This window comes from Paenibacillus sp. J22R98 (assembly GCF_059383835.1).
In genome coordinates this window covers 163,041-182,806 of sequence record NZ_JBXENW010000011.1, presented here as the reverse complement: position 1 = coordinate 182,806, position 19,766 = coordinate 163,041, and the positions used below count along the sequence as shown (strand labels likewise).

Below are 19,766 nucleotides of genomic sequence, written 5' to 3'. Positions count from 1 at the left end.
AAGTATATCGTGTAAACGCTATCTTACAACGAACATTCCGAAAGAAGTTGAGGATGGTAGATCGAAAGTAGAGAACGGATGATGACTCGCATACAGTGCCTCGGAAGCGGCTGCCGGTATTCCTTTATTTTGCGGTATGTTTCGTAAGATATTGGGATTGAACGGCTATTCGGGCTGCATTACATTGAGAGATGTATCCAAATAAAAGGTTGGAAGGAGTTCATTATGAAAACGCTCACAACTTGTTTGGCACTCTTGCTACTTGTTTGTAGTTTTTCATTCGGTACGTCTACGCTCTCCAATGCAGACGCCTCGGTAAGCTCAGCGAACGAAGCCATCTACAGCTACGAAGCGGAAGCGGCGGGGAACACGATGACGGGCAACGCCTCCATTGCCGACTGCAGCGTCTGCTCGGGCAGCAAGAAGGTGGGGGGCTTGTACCAAGGCAGCAGCATGCGTTTTACCGATATTGGGGTGCCGGAGGCCGGTTCGTATAACGTGGTGTTCTCTTATATTTCGGGAGACCCGAGAAGCGCGGACATCAGCGTGAACGGCGGCACTTCCCGTCATATTGACTTCGACAAGACGGCAGACTGGAATACGTTAGGTACGTTAACGATTCCGATGACCCTAGTTCAAGGCAGCAACTATATCGATATCTCAGATGGCAGCGGCTATTCGCCCGATTTTGATAAAATCGACGTTTATCCGATCGCACAGGGCTATGAGGCAGAAGCTTCAGGTAACACCTTGACCGGGAATGCGGCCGTATCGAATTGCGGCGCCTGCTCCGGCGGGCAGAAGGTGGGGAATCTCTATCAAGGCGCTTCCTTGCAATTTAATGCCGTTAATGTCCCGGCAGCAGGCAGCTACAACCTGACTGTATTTTATATTTCCGGAGATCCGCGCGCTGCCGATGTGAGCACCAATGGCGGTCCGGCTCAAAATATTCTGTTCCAAAGCACGAAGGATTGGAATACCGTGGGTTCACAGACCATCAGCGTCAATTTAGCGGCCGGAAGCAATACCATTCTGTTCTCGGATGGAGGCGGGTATTCACCTGATATGGACAAAATCGTCGTAACACCGGTAGAAGCGGATCAAGTGCAGCCTTGTGAGCAGGTCATCACGGAAGCACCGCCGCTTGGAGCGCCGCTGGACAAGAAGAAGTTCGGGTCGATCAAGATCTCTGCCTATGCGGATACAGTTGTCATCCAGAATGGTGACTATGCCGTTGCATATCGCACGGATAACGGAATGGCGGACTATGCATGGAAGGATAAGACGATCGCCAAAGGCGTATACAGTAAGTTCGACGATAAGGCGAGCAGCTGCTATGACAGCCACAGCTTCTCCATGGCAGATGTGACCCCTCTGAAAGACGGGTTCGGCAAAGGCATTAAGGTCAAGTTCGTCAACAGCCAAGAAGGAAGTCCGACATTGAACCAGTGGTACAGCTTTTATGAGGATACGCCTTATTTCTTCACAAGAACAGAAGCGGTATCCGCTGTAGAAATGCAAACCAATTATATGGCTCCGCTCGTAACGAATACAACGGGTGGCATCGATATTGGCAGCTATACGGACGGACGGGTATTATCCGTTCCTTATGACAACGATATGTGGATTCGCCATCAAGCCGTGCCTATCAATTCAGCAGACATGAGTTACGAAGTGTCCGCGATCTATGATAATGCCAGCCGCAACGGACTCATTGTAGGTTCGGTGACCCACGATACTTGGAAAACGGGGATTCAATTCATCGGCGAGAACAATCGCTTGAATCGGTTGGAAGTATTCGGCGGCGCCTCGACCGCGAAAACGCATGATTCGGTCGCTCATGGAACCATTAAGGGAACTGTTCTGACGTCGCCAACGGCGTTTGTCGGTTTCTATGGCGATTATCGGAAGGGCATGGAAGAGTACGGCACGGCAAACGCAGTAATCGCTCCGCCGCTTGCATTCGGTAAAAAGGTTCCCGAAGGTGTGCCTGTCGGTTGGAACAGCTGGGGTGCTGTTGGCAGCAACCTGACTTATCAGGATGTGCTGGACACATCCGATTATGTGAAGCAGCATCTGCAGAAGGATGGCTTCAATAATAAGAAGGTCACCTATATCAATCTGGATTCGTACTGGGACAATCTAACGGAAACGCAGTTAGCGGACGTAGTTGCCAAGATCCACAAGAATGGACAGAAAGCCGGCATCTACTGGGGACCATTCGTCTACTGGGGCGACAATATGGAGCAGCAGGTGGAGGGATCCAGTTACAAATACGGGGATATCATCCTTCGTGATGAGTCCGGCAACCCGTTGCCTAAATTGGACGGTGCCTATGCGGTAGATCCGTCTCATCCGGGGGCTAAGGAACGGATCACGTATTTCCTTAACCGCTTTAAGAATCTCGGCTTTGAATATATCAAGCTGGATTTCTTGACGCACGGTGCTTTGGAAGGAAACCATTATGACCCTGCGGTCCAAACCGGAACGCAAGCGTATAACCAAGGAATGGCTTTCGTCGATAGTCTTATTGCGGATAAAATGTTTATCAGCGCCTCGATCGCACCGCTGTTCCCAAGCCAGTATGCGCATAGCAGACGTATTGCTACCGATACGTTCGGCAGCATCTCCGACACGGAGTTCCAGCTGAACGCGTTGACGTATGGCTGGTGGCAGAACGGCACGATCTATCACTACACGGATCCCGATCATATGGCATTGTCCAGAGCGGGTTCCTTGACCGAGGCTAGAAGCAGGGTCAATTCCGCCGTCATTTCGGGCACTGTGTTCTTGGATTCGGATAACGTTCACGATGCGAAAGCACAGGAGTACATGACGGCGCTGCTGACGAATAAGCAAGTTCTCGAGGTCGCTCAGATCGGAAAAGCATTCCGCCCAGTCGAGGGGAATACCGGTGCCAAGGCTGCGGATGTATTCGTGCTGAAGGATAAAGGCGATTATTACATCGCACTGTTTAACTACGGCAGCGCGCCTGTCGACAAAACAGTCGATCTGGCAAGAGCCGGATTGGATGGCAGCGCGGCTTACAAGCTGAAGGATCTCTGGACGGGGGCTGTTTCCCAAGACGTTCACGGCTCCCTGCAAGTGACGCTTGAGCCCATGGAATCCAAGCTATTCCGATTGTCCCCTAAGAACTAAGTGATGCAGAAAAACCGGAGGCCAGCGCCTCCGGTTTTTCTTGCTTCTTATAAAGGCCCCCTTAGCGGAATAAGGATTTGAACCGCCGTGCCAATGCCCAAGCGGCTGTAAATATGGACGCCGTAGCTGTCTCCGAAGGTCAGCTTAATGCGGCGGTCCACGTTACGGATGCCATAACCGGAAGTTCCGTCACCGTCACTATCCTCTTCACCGAGTATCCGTTTAAGCTTCTCCGGCCGCATGCCCATGCCGTCGTCGATGACATGGAGCATAAGGGTGTCTTCCTGTATGCACGCCCTTATGATTACGTTGATGCCGGCTTCATCGTCCCATATCCCGTGATTGATCGCATTCTCGATAAAAGGCTGCAGCATCAGCTTGATAACCGGATATGGCAGCGCCGCTTCCTCAATGTCAAAGTGAACATGAAGGAGCCCTTCGAAGCGCAGCTGCTGGATGGCAATGTAGGATTTCGTCAGCCGCAGCTCTTCGGCAAAGCCGACAATGGTTTTTCCTTTGTTTAGTGAGATCCGGTAAAACTTCGCGAGATGGGTAACCATGTCTTGAATGCGGTTATCTCCGCTACGCATCGCTAACGATGAGATGGAAGCCAGCGTGTTATAGAGGAAATGCGGATTAATTTGCGCCTGGAGCATGCTCATTTCCGCTTCCTTCTTCGCAATCTCCTTCTTATACACCTCGTTAATGAGCTCCTTCATCCGTCTGGCCATCTTCATCATGGCGAAGGATAGCAGTCCGACTTCGTCATGCCAGGTCGACACGGCTTGGACATCGAAGTCTTCCGATTCGATCCGGCGCGTGAGCTGCAGCAGCTTCTCGATTCGGATCGTGAACCACCGCGCCATTATATAAATGAGAATGATCGATAGAATGAGGCTGGCAATGGCAATCGTGAACAGACGGGAGAACGCGATCTTTACGTTCATTAAGAGGCTGTTATAGGACACGATGGAGACGGTTTTCCACCCATTATCGATGGAGTTGAAGACGACAAAAACACGCTCGCCTTTATACATGCCGATGAAGCTGCCGGCCTTGCTGTTTCCCCAGTCGCCCCGCACGAATTCCTTTAGATTGTGGTTGATCTTGCTCTTGTCCTTGCCGGAAATAATGGCTCCATCCTCGGAAACGATGAAGAGCTCTTTGTTGTTGTTTTCTTTTGCCATCAGGGCGTAAATGTCGGCTTCCGGAATATCCATGGTCAGGATGCCGTACGGGTAATTCAGGCTGTTATTGTCCAGCAGACGAGCGAGTACGATGCGGGATGGTTTGCGCTCTTCAATACCTTGTGTCACCTGTTCGCTTGACGGATTGGTCTCTGGCATGACGGTGAACGTCACGCTCCCGTAGGATCTGCTGGCTAAACTATACCAGGGGTAACGCATCAAGTTGTTATCGGAACGTTTAATAAACACCTGGTCGGTCGGCAAGGTCAGATTGCTCGTGTAAACCGTTACACTACTGAGGTCCGTGTTGGTGACCAGCAGATTTCGGAACGTGCTGTCGATATATTCATAGGCATCGACGTATTGGTTATTATCGGAATAATCCATGGTCAGGAAGTCGCGCAGGCGGCTGTCCAGATACAAGGAGGAGGAGACTTTGGAGTAAGAGTCGAGCTTCATCTTCAGGTTGGAGCCAATCTGATCGGTCGTGGAGAGCATGTTGGAATACATCTGCCGAGTCAGCTCGCTCTTCATCGTCTCATAGGAATAAATGGCCAAGAAAATAAGGGGGATTACGGAAACAAGTCCGAAGACGACAAACAGCTTGTTGCGTAAGTGCATATTGAGAAAAGGTCTTACAAGCAGACGATGAATGAGGCCGGGCACGAAGCGTCCCTCCGAATCAGTAAATTTGTTTGCGATAATGGTTGGGAGTCATGCCCGTTGTCTTATGGAAAATGGAGCAAAAATAAGAGACATTCTCGTAACCGACTAAGCCTGCGATTTCATGGACTTTGAGCGATTTGTCGGCGAGCAGCGCGGTTGCTCGTTCCATTCGTGTCTCCGTAATGACCTCAAGAATGGTGCGTCCGGTCTTCTCTTTATAGATGGTGCGTATATAGTTCGGCGATAAGTAAACTTCCTTCGCGATATCCTCCACGGTTAGCGGCTTGTGATAGGAACGGTCAATAATATCTTGAATGTGCCGGGCGATATGCTGATGGCGGTCTTTGTCCTTCTCGGACAGGGCCATAATCAAGCTGTGGCAGACATGCAGGACATGCTCGCCTATATCGTCAAGCGTTTGGCAGTGGCTCATAATCTCCCATTCGCTGCTGAACGGGCCCACTTGAAGCTCATTAATTGCGCCTCCGAAATGCTGCTCCACCGCCGTAATGAGACGAACGGCTGCGGAGCGGGCAAGATGAGGGTGAACATGCTTCTCCCGAAGCTTATGGATGAAAAGATTGACCTCATGTTCCGTTTCCTCGGAGCGCTGATGCACGATGGTGCGGCAAAGTGCAGCCCGGTGTTCTTCAACCTCCACCTCTTCTGTAGTCGGCTTATGAATGTCTTCTGCCGAGAGCAACGCCCCGTTACCGAAATAGAAAGCCTGCCCTGCAGCGTCACGCGCTTCCTTAAAGAGGGTATAGGCATCTTCCAATCTTTCGCTTGTTCTGGATAGACCGATTGTCAGCGATACGGGGAAATCCGCTTCAATTAGCTTCTGTAATTGCTGCCAGGTCTCCCGTTCACCGTCAAAGAGGGAGTCCGGAAACACGCCGGCGAATGTACGATACTCCCAATCGATCAGCTCACCGATATAGCCGAGCGCCATTAATCGGTTATGTACCGCTTCGCCAATGCTTCTCTCAAGCGGGTCCGGCATGCTCGCACCAGCAGCTGAACCGTCATTTCGGCTAGGGCGGTCAATCACCAAGCAGGCTGCTTTATAGGGACCGCGAAACGGCGGCTGGGTTATTGAATCCAACTGTAGCAGCTTCTGCACCAGTTCGATACGCCGGTCCGGCGCTTCCTCCATAAGGAGCATCCGCAGCAGCTTCTCCTTGGCCATCTCTTCCGAGCGCTCCGTGAGTTTGGCTTCCTCGCACTTCTGTTTGACCTTCTCCATGAGATGCCTGAGCTCTTCCATGTCGATGGGCTTGAGCAGATAACCGGACGCTTCGACGGCGAGCGCGGCTTTAATATATTGAAATTCGTCGTGACCGCTTAAGAATACGATTTTGACCCGCTTGCGAACTTGCTTCGCACGTTTTACAAACTCCAGTCCATCCATGATCGGCATCCGAACATCGGTCAGAATAATATCGGGATCAAGCTGATGGGTTAACTCCAGCGCTTCTCGGCCGTTACGGGCTGTTCCTACAACCCGTATCCCCATCGATTCCCAGGGCACATAATGGGTAAGCGTTTCCAATTCTATCTTTTCATCGTCAACGAGTAGTATCGAATGCATGTGAGCGCCACGTCCTTCCTATGTGAGAGCGGGATGATCGTTACTTGTATTATTGTAGTCGCCCTACGGTATTTCAACAATGGCACAGGATCAATTCAGGTGTTTTGGAGTATGAATCAGCGGATGTTTGCATGGAATGGCTGCGGAAAGCTCCCCTATAATGAGGATATTCAAGACGATAAGGCAGGGGGAGAGCGGATTTGAAAGCGCATATCGAACACCCGTTGCAGCGAGCGCCGCTGCTCGGAAAGAATAACGGAAAGTGGAAGCGTTTCCGTCAACAAAAATATTTATGGCTCATGATCTTGCCCGCATTTATTTGTACGCTGCTGTTTTCCTATACCCCGATGTTCGGATTATATATGGCGTTCATCAATTACCAACCCGGCGGCTCTTTCTTTGGATCGTTTTTTCACAGCGAGTTTGTCGGACTGGATTGGTTTAAATACTTCTTCAATAATGGCGACTTCTGGCTGATCATGCGCAACACGCTGGCCCAAAGCTCGTTAAGCCTGCTGTTCGGGTTCCCGGCACCGATCATTCTTGCCATCGCTATTAATGAAATTAACAGCGGGGCGTTCAAACGGATTGTGCAGACGATTTCGTACTTGCCGCACTTCATCTCCTGGGTCATTGCGGCGAACATTATCATCACGCTGTTATCGTCGCAGGGACTTGTTAATAAAGTGCTGATGCTGCTGCACATTACCGACAAGCCGGTCGGATTCTTCCAGAACGGACACTATTTCTGGTGGATCATCGCTTCCTCCAACATGTGGAAGGACATGGGCTTCAACGCCATCATGTACCTTGCGGCAATTGCTTCCATTAATCCCGAGCTGTTCGAGGCGGCCAAAGTGGACGGTGCTTCCCGTATGAAGCAGATGCTGTACGTGACGCTGCCCGCGCTTCGGCCGACGATTGTCATCCTGCTCATTCTGGCGGTTGGGGGCATTCTGAATGCCGGCTTCGACCAACAATACTTGCTGCAGAACAACTTGGTGTTGAAGTATTCCGACGTTATCGACACCTATACGTACAGGTACGGGCTGCAAAATGGGATGTTCTCCTATGGCGCGGCGGTAGGATTGTTCAAGTCGGTAGTGGCGTTTATCTTGGTGTTGCTGGTGAATAGGCTGGCGAAGAAAGTAAATGATCAATCGCTTTTCTAAAGGAGTCTAGGGAGGAAAGAGAGCATGAAAAGCAGGGCAATGGGAGACATGCTTTACTCCGGCGCAGTATATGCCTTTCTATTGGCAGTCGTATTCGCAACGTTCTACCCGTTCTGGAATGTGCTGGTTCTATCGGTTAACAGTGCGTCCGATACCATCAAGGGGGGCATCTACTTCTGGCCGCGGGAGCTTTCGTTTACGAGCTATAAAGAGATTTTAACCGATGGTCAAATCATTCACGCCGTGTGGGTAACCGTAGCACGGACGGTGATTGGGACGCCGCTTACGATTTTGGTCATCAGCTTATTATCCTATCCGCTGAGCAATCGCGATTTGGTGCTGAGAAGACCGGTTACCTTGTATTTCATCTTCACGATGTATTTTGGCGGCGGGCTGATCCCGTACTATATGGTGCTGAAGAATTTACACTTGATCGACTCGTTCTGGGTGTTTATCTTCCCTGGGCTGATGAATGTGTTCTACATGATTCTCGTGCGGACGTATATCGAGCAGCTTCCTCAGGAGCTGACGGAGTCGGCTAAGATTGACGGCGCTAACGATCTGCAAGTGTTCATCCGCATCATTCTTCCTCTGACGACTCCGGTGCTGGCCACGATCGCTCTATTTACGGCCATCGGCCATTGGAATGCTTGGTTCGATTCGTATGTGTTCACCTATAAGCCCAGCTTGAAGACCCTTCAAGCAGTGCTAGTTAAGATACTTAATCAGTACCAAACAGGCAGCATGGTGTCCGAAGCCCAGCAGCTGGCAGATTCTTCGAAGAGGCTGGCGGTGTCGTCGGATACGATCCGTATGGCAGCGACCATGGTCGCAACACTTCCGATTGTGCTCGTCTATCCGTTCCTGCAGCGCTATTTCGTCAAGGGTATGACACTGGGTGCAGTCAAAAGCTGATCTTTTGCGGGACATGAAAGGAGTGTGAGTGGAAGGCGGCTAATTCAGGCGCACAGTCAGCAAAATATCGTTTTACCACGGAATGTCTTTGGAAAAGTCGATGAATCATCTATCATTGTATTTGGGGGGAGCAACAATCTATGAAGAAGAAACGTATATTCACAGTCATGCTCACAATCACGGTCCTTATGACGTTGCTTATCGGCTGCAGCAGCAAAGATAACAACACCGCAACGAATGAACAAGACGATACCGCGACTACGGCCAATACGACGAATGCTACCAATGCGAACAATACAACTGAAACGTCGAAACCGGCAGAACCGATTACGCTTACTTTTTTCGATAAAAATACAGGCGATGCCTTCACAAACCCTGTAGCGCAAGAAGTCACCAAACGTACAGGCGTTACCGTTGAAATCCAGCAGCCGAGCGGCAATCCGTCGGAGAAGCTGAATCTGATGCTTGCCAGCGGCGACTTGCCGGATATTATCCTCATGGACCGCGGCAGCGATATCGTAAACAAATACATTGCAGCCGGCGCTATCATTCCACTTGATGATCTGATCGAGAACTTCGGACCGGACGTCAAATCCCAATACGGCGAAGTCTTGCAAAAGACGCGTTATACGGACGGTAAAAACTACTATTTGTCCAACTGGTATGGCATGGATAACAGTCCGGTATTCGGCGTTCAAATGCGCAAAGATCTGCTCAAGGAGCTCGCGCCGGACAAAGCGGAAGGCGGCCAACCGTTCACAACGGATGAATTCGAGCAGCTGCTGAAGGATTTTAAAGCGAAACATCCGAACATCGATGGGAAAGCTTCGATTCCGCTCACGTTAAACGCGGAGAATATGGGCGCTGTACTGGGCACCTTCAAAGGTATGTGGGGGATGAAAGCCTACTACGAAGATGGAGGAAGCCTGAAGTTTGACGTAAAAGACCCGAAATACCGCGAGATGATCCTTTACATGAACAAACTGTACCGCGAAGAGCTGATCGATCCGGAATGGGCGGTCAATAAATCGCAAACATGGGAACAAAAGCTATCGAACGGTTACGTCTTCTCAACCGCTTCAGCCTATTGGGATCCGGGTAACGCGAACAACGCTTTGCTGAAATCGGGCGGAGCGGATCACCAGCTCTTCTCTTATAAAGTGGTTGCACCGGGAGTTGACCCTAGCGCGACGACATTCGGTCCGCGGAGCCCGCTTGGCTGGGATGCGATTGCCATCTCCAAGAACAACAAGCATCCGGAAGAAACGATGAAATTCATTAACTTCCTTGCGAGTGAAGAAGGGCAATATCTCCTCATGTGGGGGATCGAAGGCCAAACTTGGGATATGAAAGACGGCAAACATACACCGAAGCCGGAAGTTCTGCAAGGCTTGAAGGAAGACTGGACGGCTGAGACGAAGAAGACCGGTCTTCAAAAATGGACATGGTTCGTCAAGAACGGACTGGGCAGCGATGGTACGCCTTATCACATCGGAGACAACAACCGCGGCGAGATCGACCTGATGGCGTTCAAGAATCTATCCGATACCGTTTGGGATACGTCACCGTACGATAATCTCGGACCTGGGGGCGGAACGCCGGAATCGCTCAGCTACCAGAAGGTTCAAGATATTATGAAGCAATCGATCACGAAGATTATTATCGCGAAGAGTGAACAAGAGGCGAACGCCGGTTTCGACAGCATGCTTGCCGAGATGAAAGCCGCGGGCGACGAGAATGTGGAAGCGATTATTACGGACAACTACAATAAGCGCCAAGAGCTTTGGAAGTAATCTGCGAAGCGTAAATTTTGAGGAGGTGCAGGGCAGATGCACCTCCTCAGGAAGCTGAGAATTCGAAAATGGAACTCTCGCTGTTAAGGGTTCGAAGGGCCGCCGGTTTCGGCGGCTTTTTGGCGTGCGCGGAACCGGCGGACTTTCATGAGGTTGCCGCAAGCTCTCTCATCGCAGAAGCGTTTGGATCGGTTCCGTGTTTCGTCATAGTAAACCGCCTTACAATCCGGATTATCGCAAATACGCAAGCGGGAAGGTTCGCTGTCTGTGAGTAAGCGGCCGAAAGAAGCGGCTACCTCCGCACCGATGCGGGACCAGCCTGTTTGTAGAGGAGTGGTTTCCAAGCGGAAATCCGACTTCGATTCCGCGATATGCAGAATCATAGGTCCACCAGATAGCGCGCGGTTCAGCCCGTCTAGATTAACGGGGTCCACCGAATCGCTCACCGTCAGCTTCTGAACGATATGGAGGATATGCCCTCGCAACCGTTTCAATTCATCGATTTCTTTCGCAGACGGAGCCCCCGGATAGGGAAGGGCGTGAATGGCCAGCCATTGCTCCAGCCATTCCGGCTTGTCCAACAGTTCTTCGGTATGACCGCTGCCTCTCCAGTCACGATAATCGCTTCTCAGAAAATCCTCCCATAATTGAAACATTGCGTCACGACCCCCTTGCCTCATGTAGAATTTTCTATATTGTAACACCCAAGTTGTTCCTTAGCTAGTTACTTGACGAGCGTAGCCATTCATGATAAAGTGTGTTCCGTAACTATTATAACCAAGTTAGATAGTTACTATTTGATTGCATTTCGATCGGCTGCTCATAGTTATCCTAATTCAAGTAAAAAGTAAACGGAAAAAGAAAAGGTGAATCTTCCATGTACCCCATGCGCAATCAGAACCGCAGCTGTACGGATACAGACCAAATCCAGTCCTTTCTGGAGCAAGCTCGGACCGGATTTCTCGGTTTATCTTCAGGCGGCGTCCCGTATGTCATTCCACTTAATTATGCATGGCTGAATCATTCGATCTATTTTCATGGGGCGGAAGAAGGTAGGAAAATCAATTATATCGCCGATAATCCTCGGGCTTGTTTCACGGTCAGCGAGAATTATGGAACGATTACGAGCCCGGTGCCAGCCGATACGGATACCGCGTATATGAGCGTCATCATCGAAGGATCTTTGCTTCCTGTAACGGATATGAACGAGGCGATGGAGGCGATGCAGGTCATGCTGGATAAATATGTACCGGGTTATTATGATCGGCCGCTGGGGCGGGTTCATTTGGAACGTTATGTTTCCAGCTTAGGCAGTAAAACCGCTATCTATAAACTGCCCGTAGATACGTTGTCGGCTAAAGAACAAGCAGCGCCTTTGGAGCGTATGTTCTATGAAGGCAAAACCGTTCATCACGACCGGGCATAATAAAGCGGGGCAGATCTAAGTATCTGCCCCGTTGTTGTTATTTCGCGAGCGGGAGCTTCACTTCGAATGAGGTTCGCCCATCGTCGCTTGCCGCGGATATCGTACCGCGATGCAGTTCGACGATGTTTTTGGCGATTGCAAGGCCGAGCCCCGAACCGCCCGTATTCCGCGAACGGGAATGCTCGCCGCGATAGAACCGTTCGAACAGCAGCGGAATGATGGATGCCGGCAATGGCTCGCCGTAGTTCGCAATTTCCACAAACGCTTGTCCGTTAGAGCTCCAAGTCGTAATGTCGATGCGCCGGCCGCTCTTCCCGTATTGGAGCGCATTCACGACCAAGTTCTCGAACACCCGGACGAGCTTGTCTCCGTCCGCGTCGATTACAATGGGATGATCGGGGAGAACCAAGCGACATTCCATCTCCTCCTGTTCGAATTGCAAACGGAATTGGCCTGCCAATTGCCCGATCAGCTCGACCAGATTGATCGGAGACGGCCGAAGCTTCATGCCGCCGCTCGTCCTCGTAAACTCGAATAAATCATCGATCATGGATTTCAGATGCATCGACTTTTGGTGTGCGATTTGCACGTATTGCCGCAGCTCGACCTCATCCCGGTAACGGTCATCATTGATCAGACCTAAATACCCGACGATGGAAGTCAGCGGCGTGCGCAAATCATGCGAAACGTTCGTGACCAGCTCAACCTTCGTCCGCTCGGCGCGCCGTTCTTCCTCGATCGACAGCTTTAGCTGCGCTGTCATTCGATTGATATTGTCCGCCAACGCCCCGAGCTCATCATCTCTTCGAATCGGTAGACGGAAATCGAAATTTCCGCCCGCGACTCGCTCGATACCCTGCGAAATTTCCACCAGATAGCGAATGGTCGATCGGCTGAAGGCAAAGAAATAGAAAATAGTAAAAAGGAGGCCGACTAAAGTAAAGGAAACCGGAATGCCTAGCTGTGATCGCATTGTTCCTACGAGAACGGAAATTAATGGAATATTAACCTGATAGGCTGCGTACGCAATCAAGCTGAGGAATACGACCGTCAGGCTGGACGCCAGAGCACTTAAGGCGAACAAATACAACATTTTGAAACGAAGGCTCTCCCACGGTTTAGTATGGATCAATTTTATACCCAACTCCCCATACGGTCTGGATGAGCTTCACGCCGCCCAGCTCGCTCTCCAATTTATCGCGAAGCTTACTTATATGCACCATGACGGTGTTATTGGACTCCATGAACTTGTCCTTCCATACCGCTTCGAAAATCGCCTCCGCACTGAACACCTGCCTGGGATGGCTCGCCAGCAAATATAAGATATCAAACTCCGTCGACGTCAAATTTACGTTCCGATCCTCTACCGTTACGGCATGCAGTTTCTTGCTGATTTTCAGAGATTGGATCTGGATTTCGTCTTGTTCCTGCACCGGCTGCGTTTGGGTGTTCAAATACATGGATCTGCGCAGCAGCGACTTTACCCTGGCCAGCAGTTCAAGGGCATTGAACGGCTTAACCATATAATCGTCGGCACCCGTAGTCAGCCCCATGATCTTGTCCATGTCTTCCGCCTTGGCGCTCAGCATCAGAATTGGAAGACCGTCATACTCCGCTCTAACCGTTCGCACGACCTCCAGACCATCCATCTCCGGCATCATGACATCGAGGACAATCAATTGGACCGATTCCTTGGCGATCAAGTCGAGTGCTTCGCGACCGTTACTGGCCGTCAGCACTTGATAGCCTTCGTTGGTCAAGAAGATTTTGATCAGCTTGGCGATTTCAAGGTCATCGTCCGCGATCAGAATTTGAATCGGATTCATAGAATCTCTCCGTTTATATCAGGTTAAATACCGCATTTGTAGCATTAGCTTATCAGATATCGTCTCCGCAACCTACCTGATGAATCCACAAATAAGAAAATCTTAAGGTTTCCTTTATGGCGTTTTATAAACCTCCTCGTCCCTGGACGTTATCGTAGAGTTGCTGGAACATTTAACGATAATGAGGAGGTTCGCGCGAGATGGAACAACTACAACAAGCCGAACAACATATAGGCTGTCATAGGAAAGCTAACTCCGTGCAAGTGGCTAATTCTGAGATTCACCAAGGTTATCTGGTCTTAATTAATCGCGAGAATCCCATTCGACAGACGGTAATTTCCGGGAGTTTAACGCCGCTTAGCTCGTTCCCGGCTATTCATACGCTGAGTGAGGATATGCTGCTGGATCAGACCTGTTTGTGGCAGTTGATGCATTTACTTGAGGCTTGCGATGGAATAAACGATATTATCGCCGTCAGCGGGTATCGGACCCGATTTGAGCAGGAGCTGATATATCAATCCTCGCTAGTCGATAATGGTCCCGAATACACGGCATGTTACGTTGCATTACCCAATCAGAGCGAGCATCAGACGGGACTAGCGATAGACGTCGGCAAGTTAAACAAGGACGTGGATTTCATCGCGCCTTCCTTTCCGGATAGCGATGTCTATTTGACCTTCAAGCAGCTTGCAGCCCGGTATGGATTCATCCAACGCTATAAGGAAGGGAAGGAAGCCATCACGCATATTTCTTGCGAGCCGTGGCATTTCCGTTATGTCGGCTATCCCCACGCCGCGCTTATGGAGCGGAACGATTGGTGCTTGGAGGAATATATCGATCGTCTCCGAGGCTTCCCGTACGAAGGCGATCATCTCGTATTCGAGGATGATCGGGCGTACGTTGAGATTTATTTTGTACCGGCGGCGGATGAGGGGATTTCTACGACCATTCCCCTAATACCTTGCGATCGATACCTCGTATCGGGAAATAACAGCGATGGTTTTATTGTCACGGCATTTCGGGATCAAGGCAGCCAAGCTTATGTCTAAACCCAATTTCGGCGGACTCGATTGGCTTAAATTCGTTGTCGCGATCATGGTCGTTGCTAATCATACGGTACCGTTTCTTTCTTACAGCGCCACTGCCGATTTTCTATTAAGCAATTTGCTTACACGCATTGCCGTTCCGGTCTTTTTCATGACGGCGGGGTTTCTATTCTTCCGTAAACTGACGGGGGACCCACAGAAGGATCGTAAAGCATTGCGCGGTTACATGCTGAGAACCGGAAAGTTATATTTGATTGCAATCATACTGTACCTTCCGCTCAATCTGTATAAAGGTTATTTTTCGGATTCCTTCACCGTTTATTCGTTGATCAAGGATATCGTGTTTAACGGTACTTTCTATCATCTGTGGTATTTACCGGCATTAATGCTGGGGTTGATGATCACATACGCGATTTATCGGATGAAGTCCTTGAACGTTATGCTGGCTATCGCGGGTTTCTTGTACATTGTGGGACTGCTGGGGGATAGCTACTATGGCATCTTGCCAAGCGGCACAGGAATTACTCAAATGTACGCGGGCATGTTCACCGTGTTCGATTACACGCGTAACGGATTCTTCTACGCGCCTGTCTTCTTGGCGCTCGGGGCTTGGGCAGCCAAGCAGCCGCTTCCGGCGAGATCGCCGTACACCAATGCAAGCTTGTTTGCGTGTTCGCTCGGCATGATGCTGCTTGAAGGATCGATATTGAATGCCTTTGATATTCCGAGGCATGACAGCATGTATCTCTTTGCGCTGCCAGCGACTTACTTCTTATTCCATTGGGCGATGCAGTGGAAGGTGGGATCGAACAAAACCTTCCGAGAGTGGCGGGTATGGGTCTACATTCTGCATCCAATTGCCATCGTGCTCGTTCGCGGAGCCGCTGAGGCAACGAATCTGGAACGGCTGTTTATCGCGAACAGCCTGCTCCATTTTGCCGCTGTATGCCTAGTGTCCATCGGGATGTCCGCGGTTACGGTATGGATCGCCGAGAACAAACGGAAGCTCCGATTAAGAGCGAAGCTGCAAATAAGAAATTCTTAAGGAATCCTTTATGGCGTGTTATAAACCTGCTCGGCCAATGGCGTTATCTTAGAGATAGAGCAACGGACAAGAAGCAAATTAGGAGGCATTATACATGAAAACAAAGCTGTACCTGCTATACGGCGGCAAATCCGTCGAGCATGAGGTGTCGTTGAAAACGGCAGTTACCGTCCTTCTTTCTATAGATGAAAGCCGCTTTGAGGTTTATCCCATTTACATTACTCGCGACGGCTTATGGTGCACGCCCGGATCTCTTTCCAAGGATGGTCTAACGGTTGAGAAGTTAGTCGCCCGTTCCTCGTCTAAAGACACGGCTCGTTCAATCGGCGAAATATTGACAGGCGTGCTGGCACTGCCCGGACCCAAAGTTGTATTGCCGCTTCTGCACGGCTCTAATGGAGAGGACGGCACGGTGCAAGGCTTGATGGAGCTGCTGAACGTTCCTTACGTTGGAAACGGCGTGCTGTCCTCGGCGCTTACGCTCGACAAGGCGATGTCGAAACAAATATTGGCCCAAGCCGGCATTCACCAAACGGAATATCTCGTGTGCCGCCACGAGGAGTGGACAATGGATGAAATGGCCGTCCTTCGTGGCGTCGAAGAGAATATCGGCTATCCATGCTACGTGAAGCCGGCTTCCCTCGGTTCAAGCATCGGCATCAACAGATGCTGGAACAGGGAAGAGCTGCTAGCCGGAATCCAAGAAGCGTTCTCCTACGATAAGAAGCTCGTGTTTGAACGCGAGGTGGCCGGCAGGGAAATTCAAGTGGCCGTCATCGGCAACGAGAAGCCTCTAGCTTCATTGCCCGGGGAGTTCATCCATGACCACGCGTTCTTCGATTACGAATCCAAGTACTTCGACAAGCGTCTTACGATGTCCATTCCCGCTGAACTGTCAGGCGACTTGACCAAGCGAATTCGCGAGCTGGCAATCCAAGCTTATCAAGCCCACGGCTGTGAGGGTCTTGCCCGCGTCGATTTCTTCCTCGATGGGGAAGGAGATTTGTTCCTTAACGAGATTAATGCGCTGCCCGGATTCACGAATTTCAGCATGTATCCGGTTATGTGGGAGCGTACCGACGGCACGACTTATGCGCAGCTGGTTGAGAAATTGATCGACCACGCCATCGCCCGTCACGCGAACAAACAAACGATTCGATATACGAAATGAGCGAGGTGAAAGGGATGCTAAGAGACACATGGGCTGAAGTTAGTTTAAGCCGCATTCGTGAGAATATGCAGACCATTCGCCGTACCTTGCATCATTCAGTCAAGCTCATGGCCGTCGTGAAGGCGAATGGTTATGGACATGGGGACATCGATTCGGCTGCAGCGGCGGAGTCCGCGGGAGTCGACTATCTGGCGGTGGCATACCTGGAGGAAGCACTTCATTTACGCGCTGGCGGTACGAAATTGCCTATTCTTATATTGACGCCGATTAAGCCGGAGCTCACGCAAATGGCGCTCGATCTCGACTTAACCTTAACCGTCACAAGTGCCAAATGGTTTGCTGAAATGCGGAATTTCATGCCTTATTCCGCTACGGGAAAGCTTCGGGTTCATGTGAAAATGGACACGGGACTTGGAAGGATTGGCATTCGTACGCAACAAGAATGGGACGAGCTCGTTCCATGGCTGCGCGCGGAGGACGTTGAAGTGGATGGCTTCTATACGCATTTCGCGACGGCAGGGCAAGCCGACACGGACTTTCTGGAGCAGCAGGCTGCACGTTTTATAGAGATGAAGGAATGGAGCCGCTCGTCCGGCTTAGCGATCCGGCATTATCATTGCGCGGGCAGTGCCGCGGCGCTGCGGTTTCCTCATCTGGCGATGGATATGGTGCGGATCGGGGCGGCCATGTACGGCTTTTATCCGGAGAAGCTGGTGAGATCCGTGAAGCTTGAGCCTGCTTTAAGCCTTCATAGCCGTCTGATCCATGTGAAGCGGCTGGCCAAAGGAGAGTTTCTCGGCTACGACAATTCGTACCAGGCCGAGGAAGACGAATGGATCGGAACGGTGCCGATCGGTTATGCCGATGGCTGGAATCAGCGGATGCAGGGTACGGACGTGCTGGTTGAAGGCCAGCGTGCCCGGGTAGTCGGCAAGATTTGCATGGACCAGCTGATGATCAAGCTTCCGAAACCGTGCCCGGAAGGAACATTGGTGACGTTGATCGGACGGCAAGGTGCCGAGCGCATCACGATTGCAGAGCTGGCAGAACCGCTCGGCTGCGCGCAGCAGGAAATTTCCACTTCGCTTTCTTCGCGCATCACGAGAAGGTATACCAATTACGAGGAGATACGGCCAGCATGGGACAGCGTAATGCTCCCATTTGTCTGCAGCATGTCTAATATGATAACGGCAACGGGCGAATATGAAGGTTTGCAATGTAACCTCTAAAAATAAATTAGATAGTTACTTGTGTTAAGTGGTGGATCATGATATAGTTCTGTTTGTAACCAATAAAATAAATATAGATGGTTACACAAGTGGAGTGGGGAAAGCAAAACGCTAGACGATATCGATATACATGCTTACCCAGAAGATCACTTTCTGTCTCGGCGAAATTCAAGCCCTGCAATGCTGGGCTGAGCATAGTTATCACGAGCTAATTACTTCACGATGCGCTAGATGGCTCGACCACCCACAAACTCATATCAGAAGGAGATTAACACCATGACTAAACCACAAAGTATTCGCCCGTTTCACGTGAATGTACCAGAAGCAGAGTTAACCGATTTGCGCAATCGCATCAACGCGACAAGATGGCCTGAGAAAGAAACCGTATCCGATCAATCGCAAGGCTCGCAGCTTGAAACGATGCAAGAACTTGCTCGTTATTGGGCGAATGAATACGACTGGCGCAAAATTGAAGCGAAGATCAATGCTGTTCCGCATTTCCTAACTGAGATTGACGGTCTGGATATTCACTTCATCCACGTTCGTTCGAAGCATGAGAACGCGATGCCGATCATCATTGCCCACGGATGGCCGGGATCGATCGTCGAGCAAATGAAGCTGATCGAACCGCTGACTAATCCTACGGAGCATGGCGGAAGCGAAGCGGATGCATTCCATGTCGTTATTCCGTCGATGCCCGGTTACGGTTTCTCGGGCAAGCCGTCTGCGACGGGCTGGGGTCCGGAGCGCATCGCGCGCGCTTATGGCGAATTGATGACTCGTCTTGGCTACGAGAAGTATGTAGCGCAAGGCGGTGACTGGGGTGCTATCGTCGTTGATTTCATGGGCGTTCAGGAAGCAAAGGGATTGCTGGGCCTTCACACGAACATGGCCGGCGTGATTCCGCCTGACGTTGATGCGGCAATGTGGTCCGGCAACCCGCTGCCAGCCGGTCTCTCTGACGAAGAGAAACTAGCGGTCGAGCAAGTTGGCGAGAATAAGTTCTATTACGCCTTCTTCATGGGAACGCGTCCTCAGTCATTGACCGGTCTTGTGGATTCGCCTATTGGTTTGGCAGCCTTTATGATTGACCATGACTGGAAGAGCCTAGCCCTGATCTCCAGAGCTTTTGCCGGAATCAATGAAGGTCTGACGCGCGACGACGTTCTCGACAACATCACGCTCTTCTGGTTGACGAACTCCGCGATTTCCGCGGCTCGTATTTACTGGGAGAACAAGAGCTCCTTCTTCGCCGTTAAAGGCGTGAAACTTCCGGTTGCCGTAAGCGTCTTTCCGGATGAGCTTTATGAAGCGCCGAAGAGTTGGACAGAGAAGGCTTACCCGAACCTGATCCACTACAACAAGCTTCCGAAGGGCGGACACTTTGCGGCCTTTGAGCAGCCTGCGCTTCTTACTGCAGAAATCCGTACAGGATTGAAGTCACTGCGCTAATCGGAAATATGTCATTCTGCTCTGCGGCCCGCTCTGGGCCGCAGATTTTCTTGTTATAGGAAAGTAAAGGAGCTTGCTGTGGGCAGGC

Annotated in this window: 15 protein-coding genes; 10 read left to right on the top strand and 5 right to left on the bottom strand. The window is 50.7% G+C overall.

The features are described 5' to 3' along the window. Positions 1 to 225: 225 nt before the first annotated feature. Complete coding sequence (locus AC50Y3_RS26035) at positions 226 to 3,159, top strand: carbohydrate-binding protein (protein WP_494821636.1); 2,934 nt, start codon at positions 226 to 228, stop codon at positions 3,157 to 3,159. A gap of 47 nt (positions 3,160 to 3,206) precedes the next feature. On the opposite strand, the gene AC50Y3_RS26030 is transcribed toward AC50Y3_RS26035, so the two are convergent. Both AC50Y3_RS26030 and AC50Y3_RS26025 read right to left on the bottom strand, forming a co-directional pair. Next, positions 3,207 to 5,012, bottom strand: a complete 1,806-nt coding sequence (locus AC50Y3_RS26030) for a cache domain-containing sensor histidine kinase (protein ID WP_494821635.1) — start codon at positions 5,010 to 5,012, stop codon at positions 3,207 to 3,209. 16 nt (positions 5,013 to 5,028) lie between these two features. Continuing rightward, positions 5,029 to 6,603 (bottom strand): response regulator, encoded by a 1,575-nt coding sequence (locus AC50Y3_RS26025; protein ID WP_494821634.1) that lies wholly within the window; start codon positions 6,601 to 6,603, stop codon positions 5,029 to 5,031. Positions 6,604 to 6,803: 200 nt separating this feature from the next. Between AC50Y3_RS26025 and AC50Y3_RS26020 the strand changes: the two genes are divergently transcribed. The 3 genes from AC50Y3_RS26020 to AC50Y3_RS26010 all read left to right on the top strand — a co-directional run bounded on the left by AC50Y3_RS26020 (position 6,804) and on the right by AC50Y3_RS26010 (position 10,483). Then, positions 6,804 to 7,775, top strand: coding sequence for an ABC transporter permease (locus tag AC50Y3_RS26020; protein WP_494821633.1), 972 nt, complete (start codon positions 6,804 to 6,806; stop codon positions 7,773 to 7,775). 24 nt (positions 7,776 to 7,799) lie between these two features. Next, positions 7,800 to 8,690, top strand: a complete 891-nt coding sequence (locus AC50Y3_RS26015) for a carbohydrate ABC transporter permease (RefSeq protein ID WP_494821632.1) — start codon at positions 7,800 to 7,802, stop codon at positions 8,688 to 8,690. Positions 8,691 to 8,830: 140 nt separating this feature from the next. Next, complete coding sequence (locus AC50Y3_RS26010) at positions 8,831 to 10,483, top strand: extracellular solute-binding protein (protein ID WP_494821631.1); 1,653 nt, start codon at positions 8,831 to 8,833, stop codon at positions 10,481 to 10,483. An 83-nt stretch (positions 10,484 to 10,566) separates the two neighbouring features. On the opposite strand, the gene AC50Y3_RS26005 is transcribed toward AC50Y3_RS26010, so the two are convergent. After that, entirely contained in the window at positions 10,567 to 11,139 is a 573-nt protein-coding gene (locus tag AC50Y3_RS26005) for a CGNR zinc finger domain-containing protein (protein ID WP_494821630.1), read from the bottom strand. A gap of 221 nt (positions 11,140 to 11,360) precedes the next feature. Between AC50Y3_RS26005 and AC50Y3_RS26000 the strand changes: the two genes are divergently transcribed. Next, positions 11,361 to 11,909 carry a pyridoxamine 5'-phosphate oxidase family protein gene (locus AC50Y3_RS26000; protein ID WP_494821629.1) on the top strand — a complete coding sequence of 183 codons (549 nt, stop codon included), beginning with the start codon at positions 11,361 to 11,363 and terminating at the stop codon, positions 11,907 to 11,909. A 37-nt stretch (positions 11,910 to 11,946) separates the two neighbouring features. Here AC50Y3_RS26000 and AC50Y3_RS25995 read toward each other — a convergent pair whose 3' ends face one another. Both AC50Y3_RS25995 and AC50Y3_RS25990 read right to left on the bottom strand, forming a co-directional pair. Next, a complete protein-coding gene (locus AC50Y3_RS25995; protein ID WP_494821628.1) occupies positions 11,947 to 13,041 on the bottom strand; it encodes a sensor histidine kinase in 1,095 nt (364 codons plus the stop codon). After that, the gene (locus AC50Y3_RS25990) at positions 13,028 to 13,735 is read right to left on the bottom strand and encodes a response regulator transcription factor (protein WP_494821627.1); all 708 of its coding nucleotides are present in this window, start codon (positions 13,733 to 13,735) and stop codon (positions 13,028 to 13,030) included. The genes AC50Y3_RS25995 and AC50Y3_RS25990 overlap by 14 nt, the downstream gene beginning before the upstream one ends. Before the next feature lie 200 nt (positions 13,736 to 13,935). Between AC50Y3_RS25990 and AC50Y3_RS25985 the strand changes: the two genes are divergently transcribed. The 5 genes from AC50Y3_RS25985 (at position 13,936) to AC50Y3_RS25965 (ending at position 19,678) form a co-directional block, all read left to right on the top strand. Further along, on the top strand, positions 13,936 to 14,784 hold the full coding sequence (locus AC50Y3_RS25985) for a D-alanyl-D-alanine carboxypeptidase family protein (protein WP_494821626.1): 849 nt from the start codon (positions 13,936 to 13,938) through the stop codon (positions 14,782 to 14,784). Continuing rightward, positions 14,777 to 15,826 carry an acyltransferase family protein gene (locus tag AC50Y3_RS25980; protein ID WP_494821625.1) on the top strand — a complete coding sequence of 350 codons (1,050 nt, stop codon included), beginning with the start codon at positions 14,777 to 14,779 and terminating at the stop codon, positions 15,824 to 15,826. The genes AC50Y3_RS25985 and AC50Y3_RS25980 overlap by 8 nt, the downstream gene beginning before the upstream one ends. Before the next feature lie 94 nt (positions 15,827 to 15,920). Continuing rightward, positions 15,921 to 16,997, top strand: a complete 1,077-nt coding sequence (locus AC50Y3_RS25975; protein ID WP_494821624.1) for a D-alanine--D-alanine ligase family protein — start codon at positions 15,921 to 15,923, stop codon at positions 16,995 to 16,997. A gap of 14 nt (positions 16,998 to 17,011) precedes the next feature. After that, a complete protein-coding gene (gene alr / locus AC50Y3_RS25970; protein WP_494821623.1) occupies positions 17,012 to 18,226 on the top strand; it encodes an alanine racemase in 1,215 nt (404 codons plus the stop codon). Positions 18,227 to 18,502: 276 nt separating this feature from the next. Next, positions 18,503 to 19,678, top strand: coding sequence for an epoxide hydrolase family protein (locus AC50Y3_RS25965; RefSeq protein ID WP_494821622.1), 1,176 nt, complete (start codon positions 18,503 to 18,505; stop codon positions 19,676 to 19,678). The last annotated feature ends 88 nt before the right edge of the window (positions 19,679 to 19,766 follow it).

What these genes read in the sequence shown, in the direction of transcription:
- AC50Y3_RS26035 (WP_494821636.1), top strand. Translation starts at nt 226, where the DNA reads ATGAAAACGCTCACAACTTGTTTGGCACTCTTGCTACTTGTTTGTAGT.
- AC50Y3_RS26025 (WP_494821634.1), bottom strand. Translation starts at nt 6,603, where the DNA reads ATGCATTCGATACTACTCGTTGACGATGAAAAGATAGAATTGGAAACG.
- AC50Y3_RS26015 (WP_494821632.1), top strand. Translation starts at nt 7,800, where the DNA reads ATGAAAAGCAGGGCAATGGGAGACATGCTTTACTCCGGCGCAGTATAT.
- AC50Y3_RS26010 (WP_494821631.1), top strand. Translation starts at nt 8,831, where the DNA reads ATGAAGAAGAAACGTATATTCACAGTCATGCTCACAATCACGGTCCTT.
- AC50Y3_RS26005 (WP_494821630.1), bottom strand. Translation starts at nt 11,139, where the DNA reads ATGTTTCAATTATGGGAGGATTTTCTGAGAAGCGATTATCGTGACTGG.
- AC50Y3_RS26000 (WP_494821629.1), top strand. Translation starts at nt 11,361, where the DNA reads ATGTACCCCATGCGCAATCAGAACCGCAGCTGTACGGATACAGACCAA.
- AC50Y3_RS25990 (WP_494821627.1), bottom strand. Translation starts at nt 13,735, where the DNA reads ATGAATCCGATTCAAATTCTGATCGCGGACGATGACCTTGAAATCGCC.
- AC50Y3_RS25985 (WP_494821626.1), top strand. Translation starts at nt 13,936, where the DNA reads ATGGAACAACTACAACAAGCCGAACAACATATAGGCTGTCATAGGAAA.
- AC50Y3_RS25980 (WP_494821625.1), top strand. Translation starts at nt 14,777, where the DNA reads ATGTCTAAACCCAATTTCGGCGGACTCGATTGGCTTAAATTCGTTGTC.
- AC50Y3_RS25975 (WP_494821624.1), top strand. Translation starts at nt 15,921, where the DNA reads ATGAAAACAAAGCTGTACCTGCTATACGGCGGCAAATCCGTCGAGCAT.
- alr (WP_494821623.1), top strand. Translation starts at nt 17,012, where the DNA reads ATGCTAAGAGACACATGGGCTGAAGTTAGTTTAAGCCGCATTCGTGAG.
- AC50Y3_RS25965 (WP_494821622.1), top strand. Translation starts at nt 18,503, where the DNA reads ATGACTAAACCACAAAGTATTCGCCCGTTTCACGTGAATGTACCAGAA.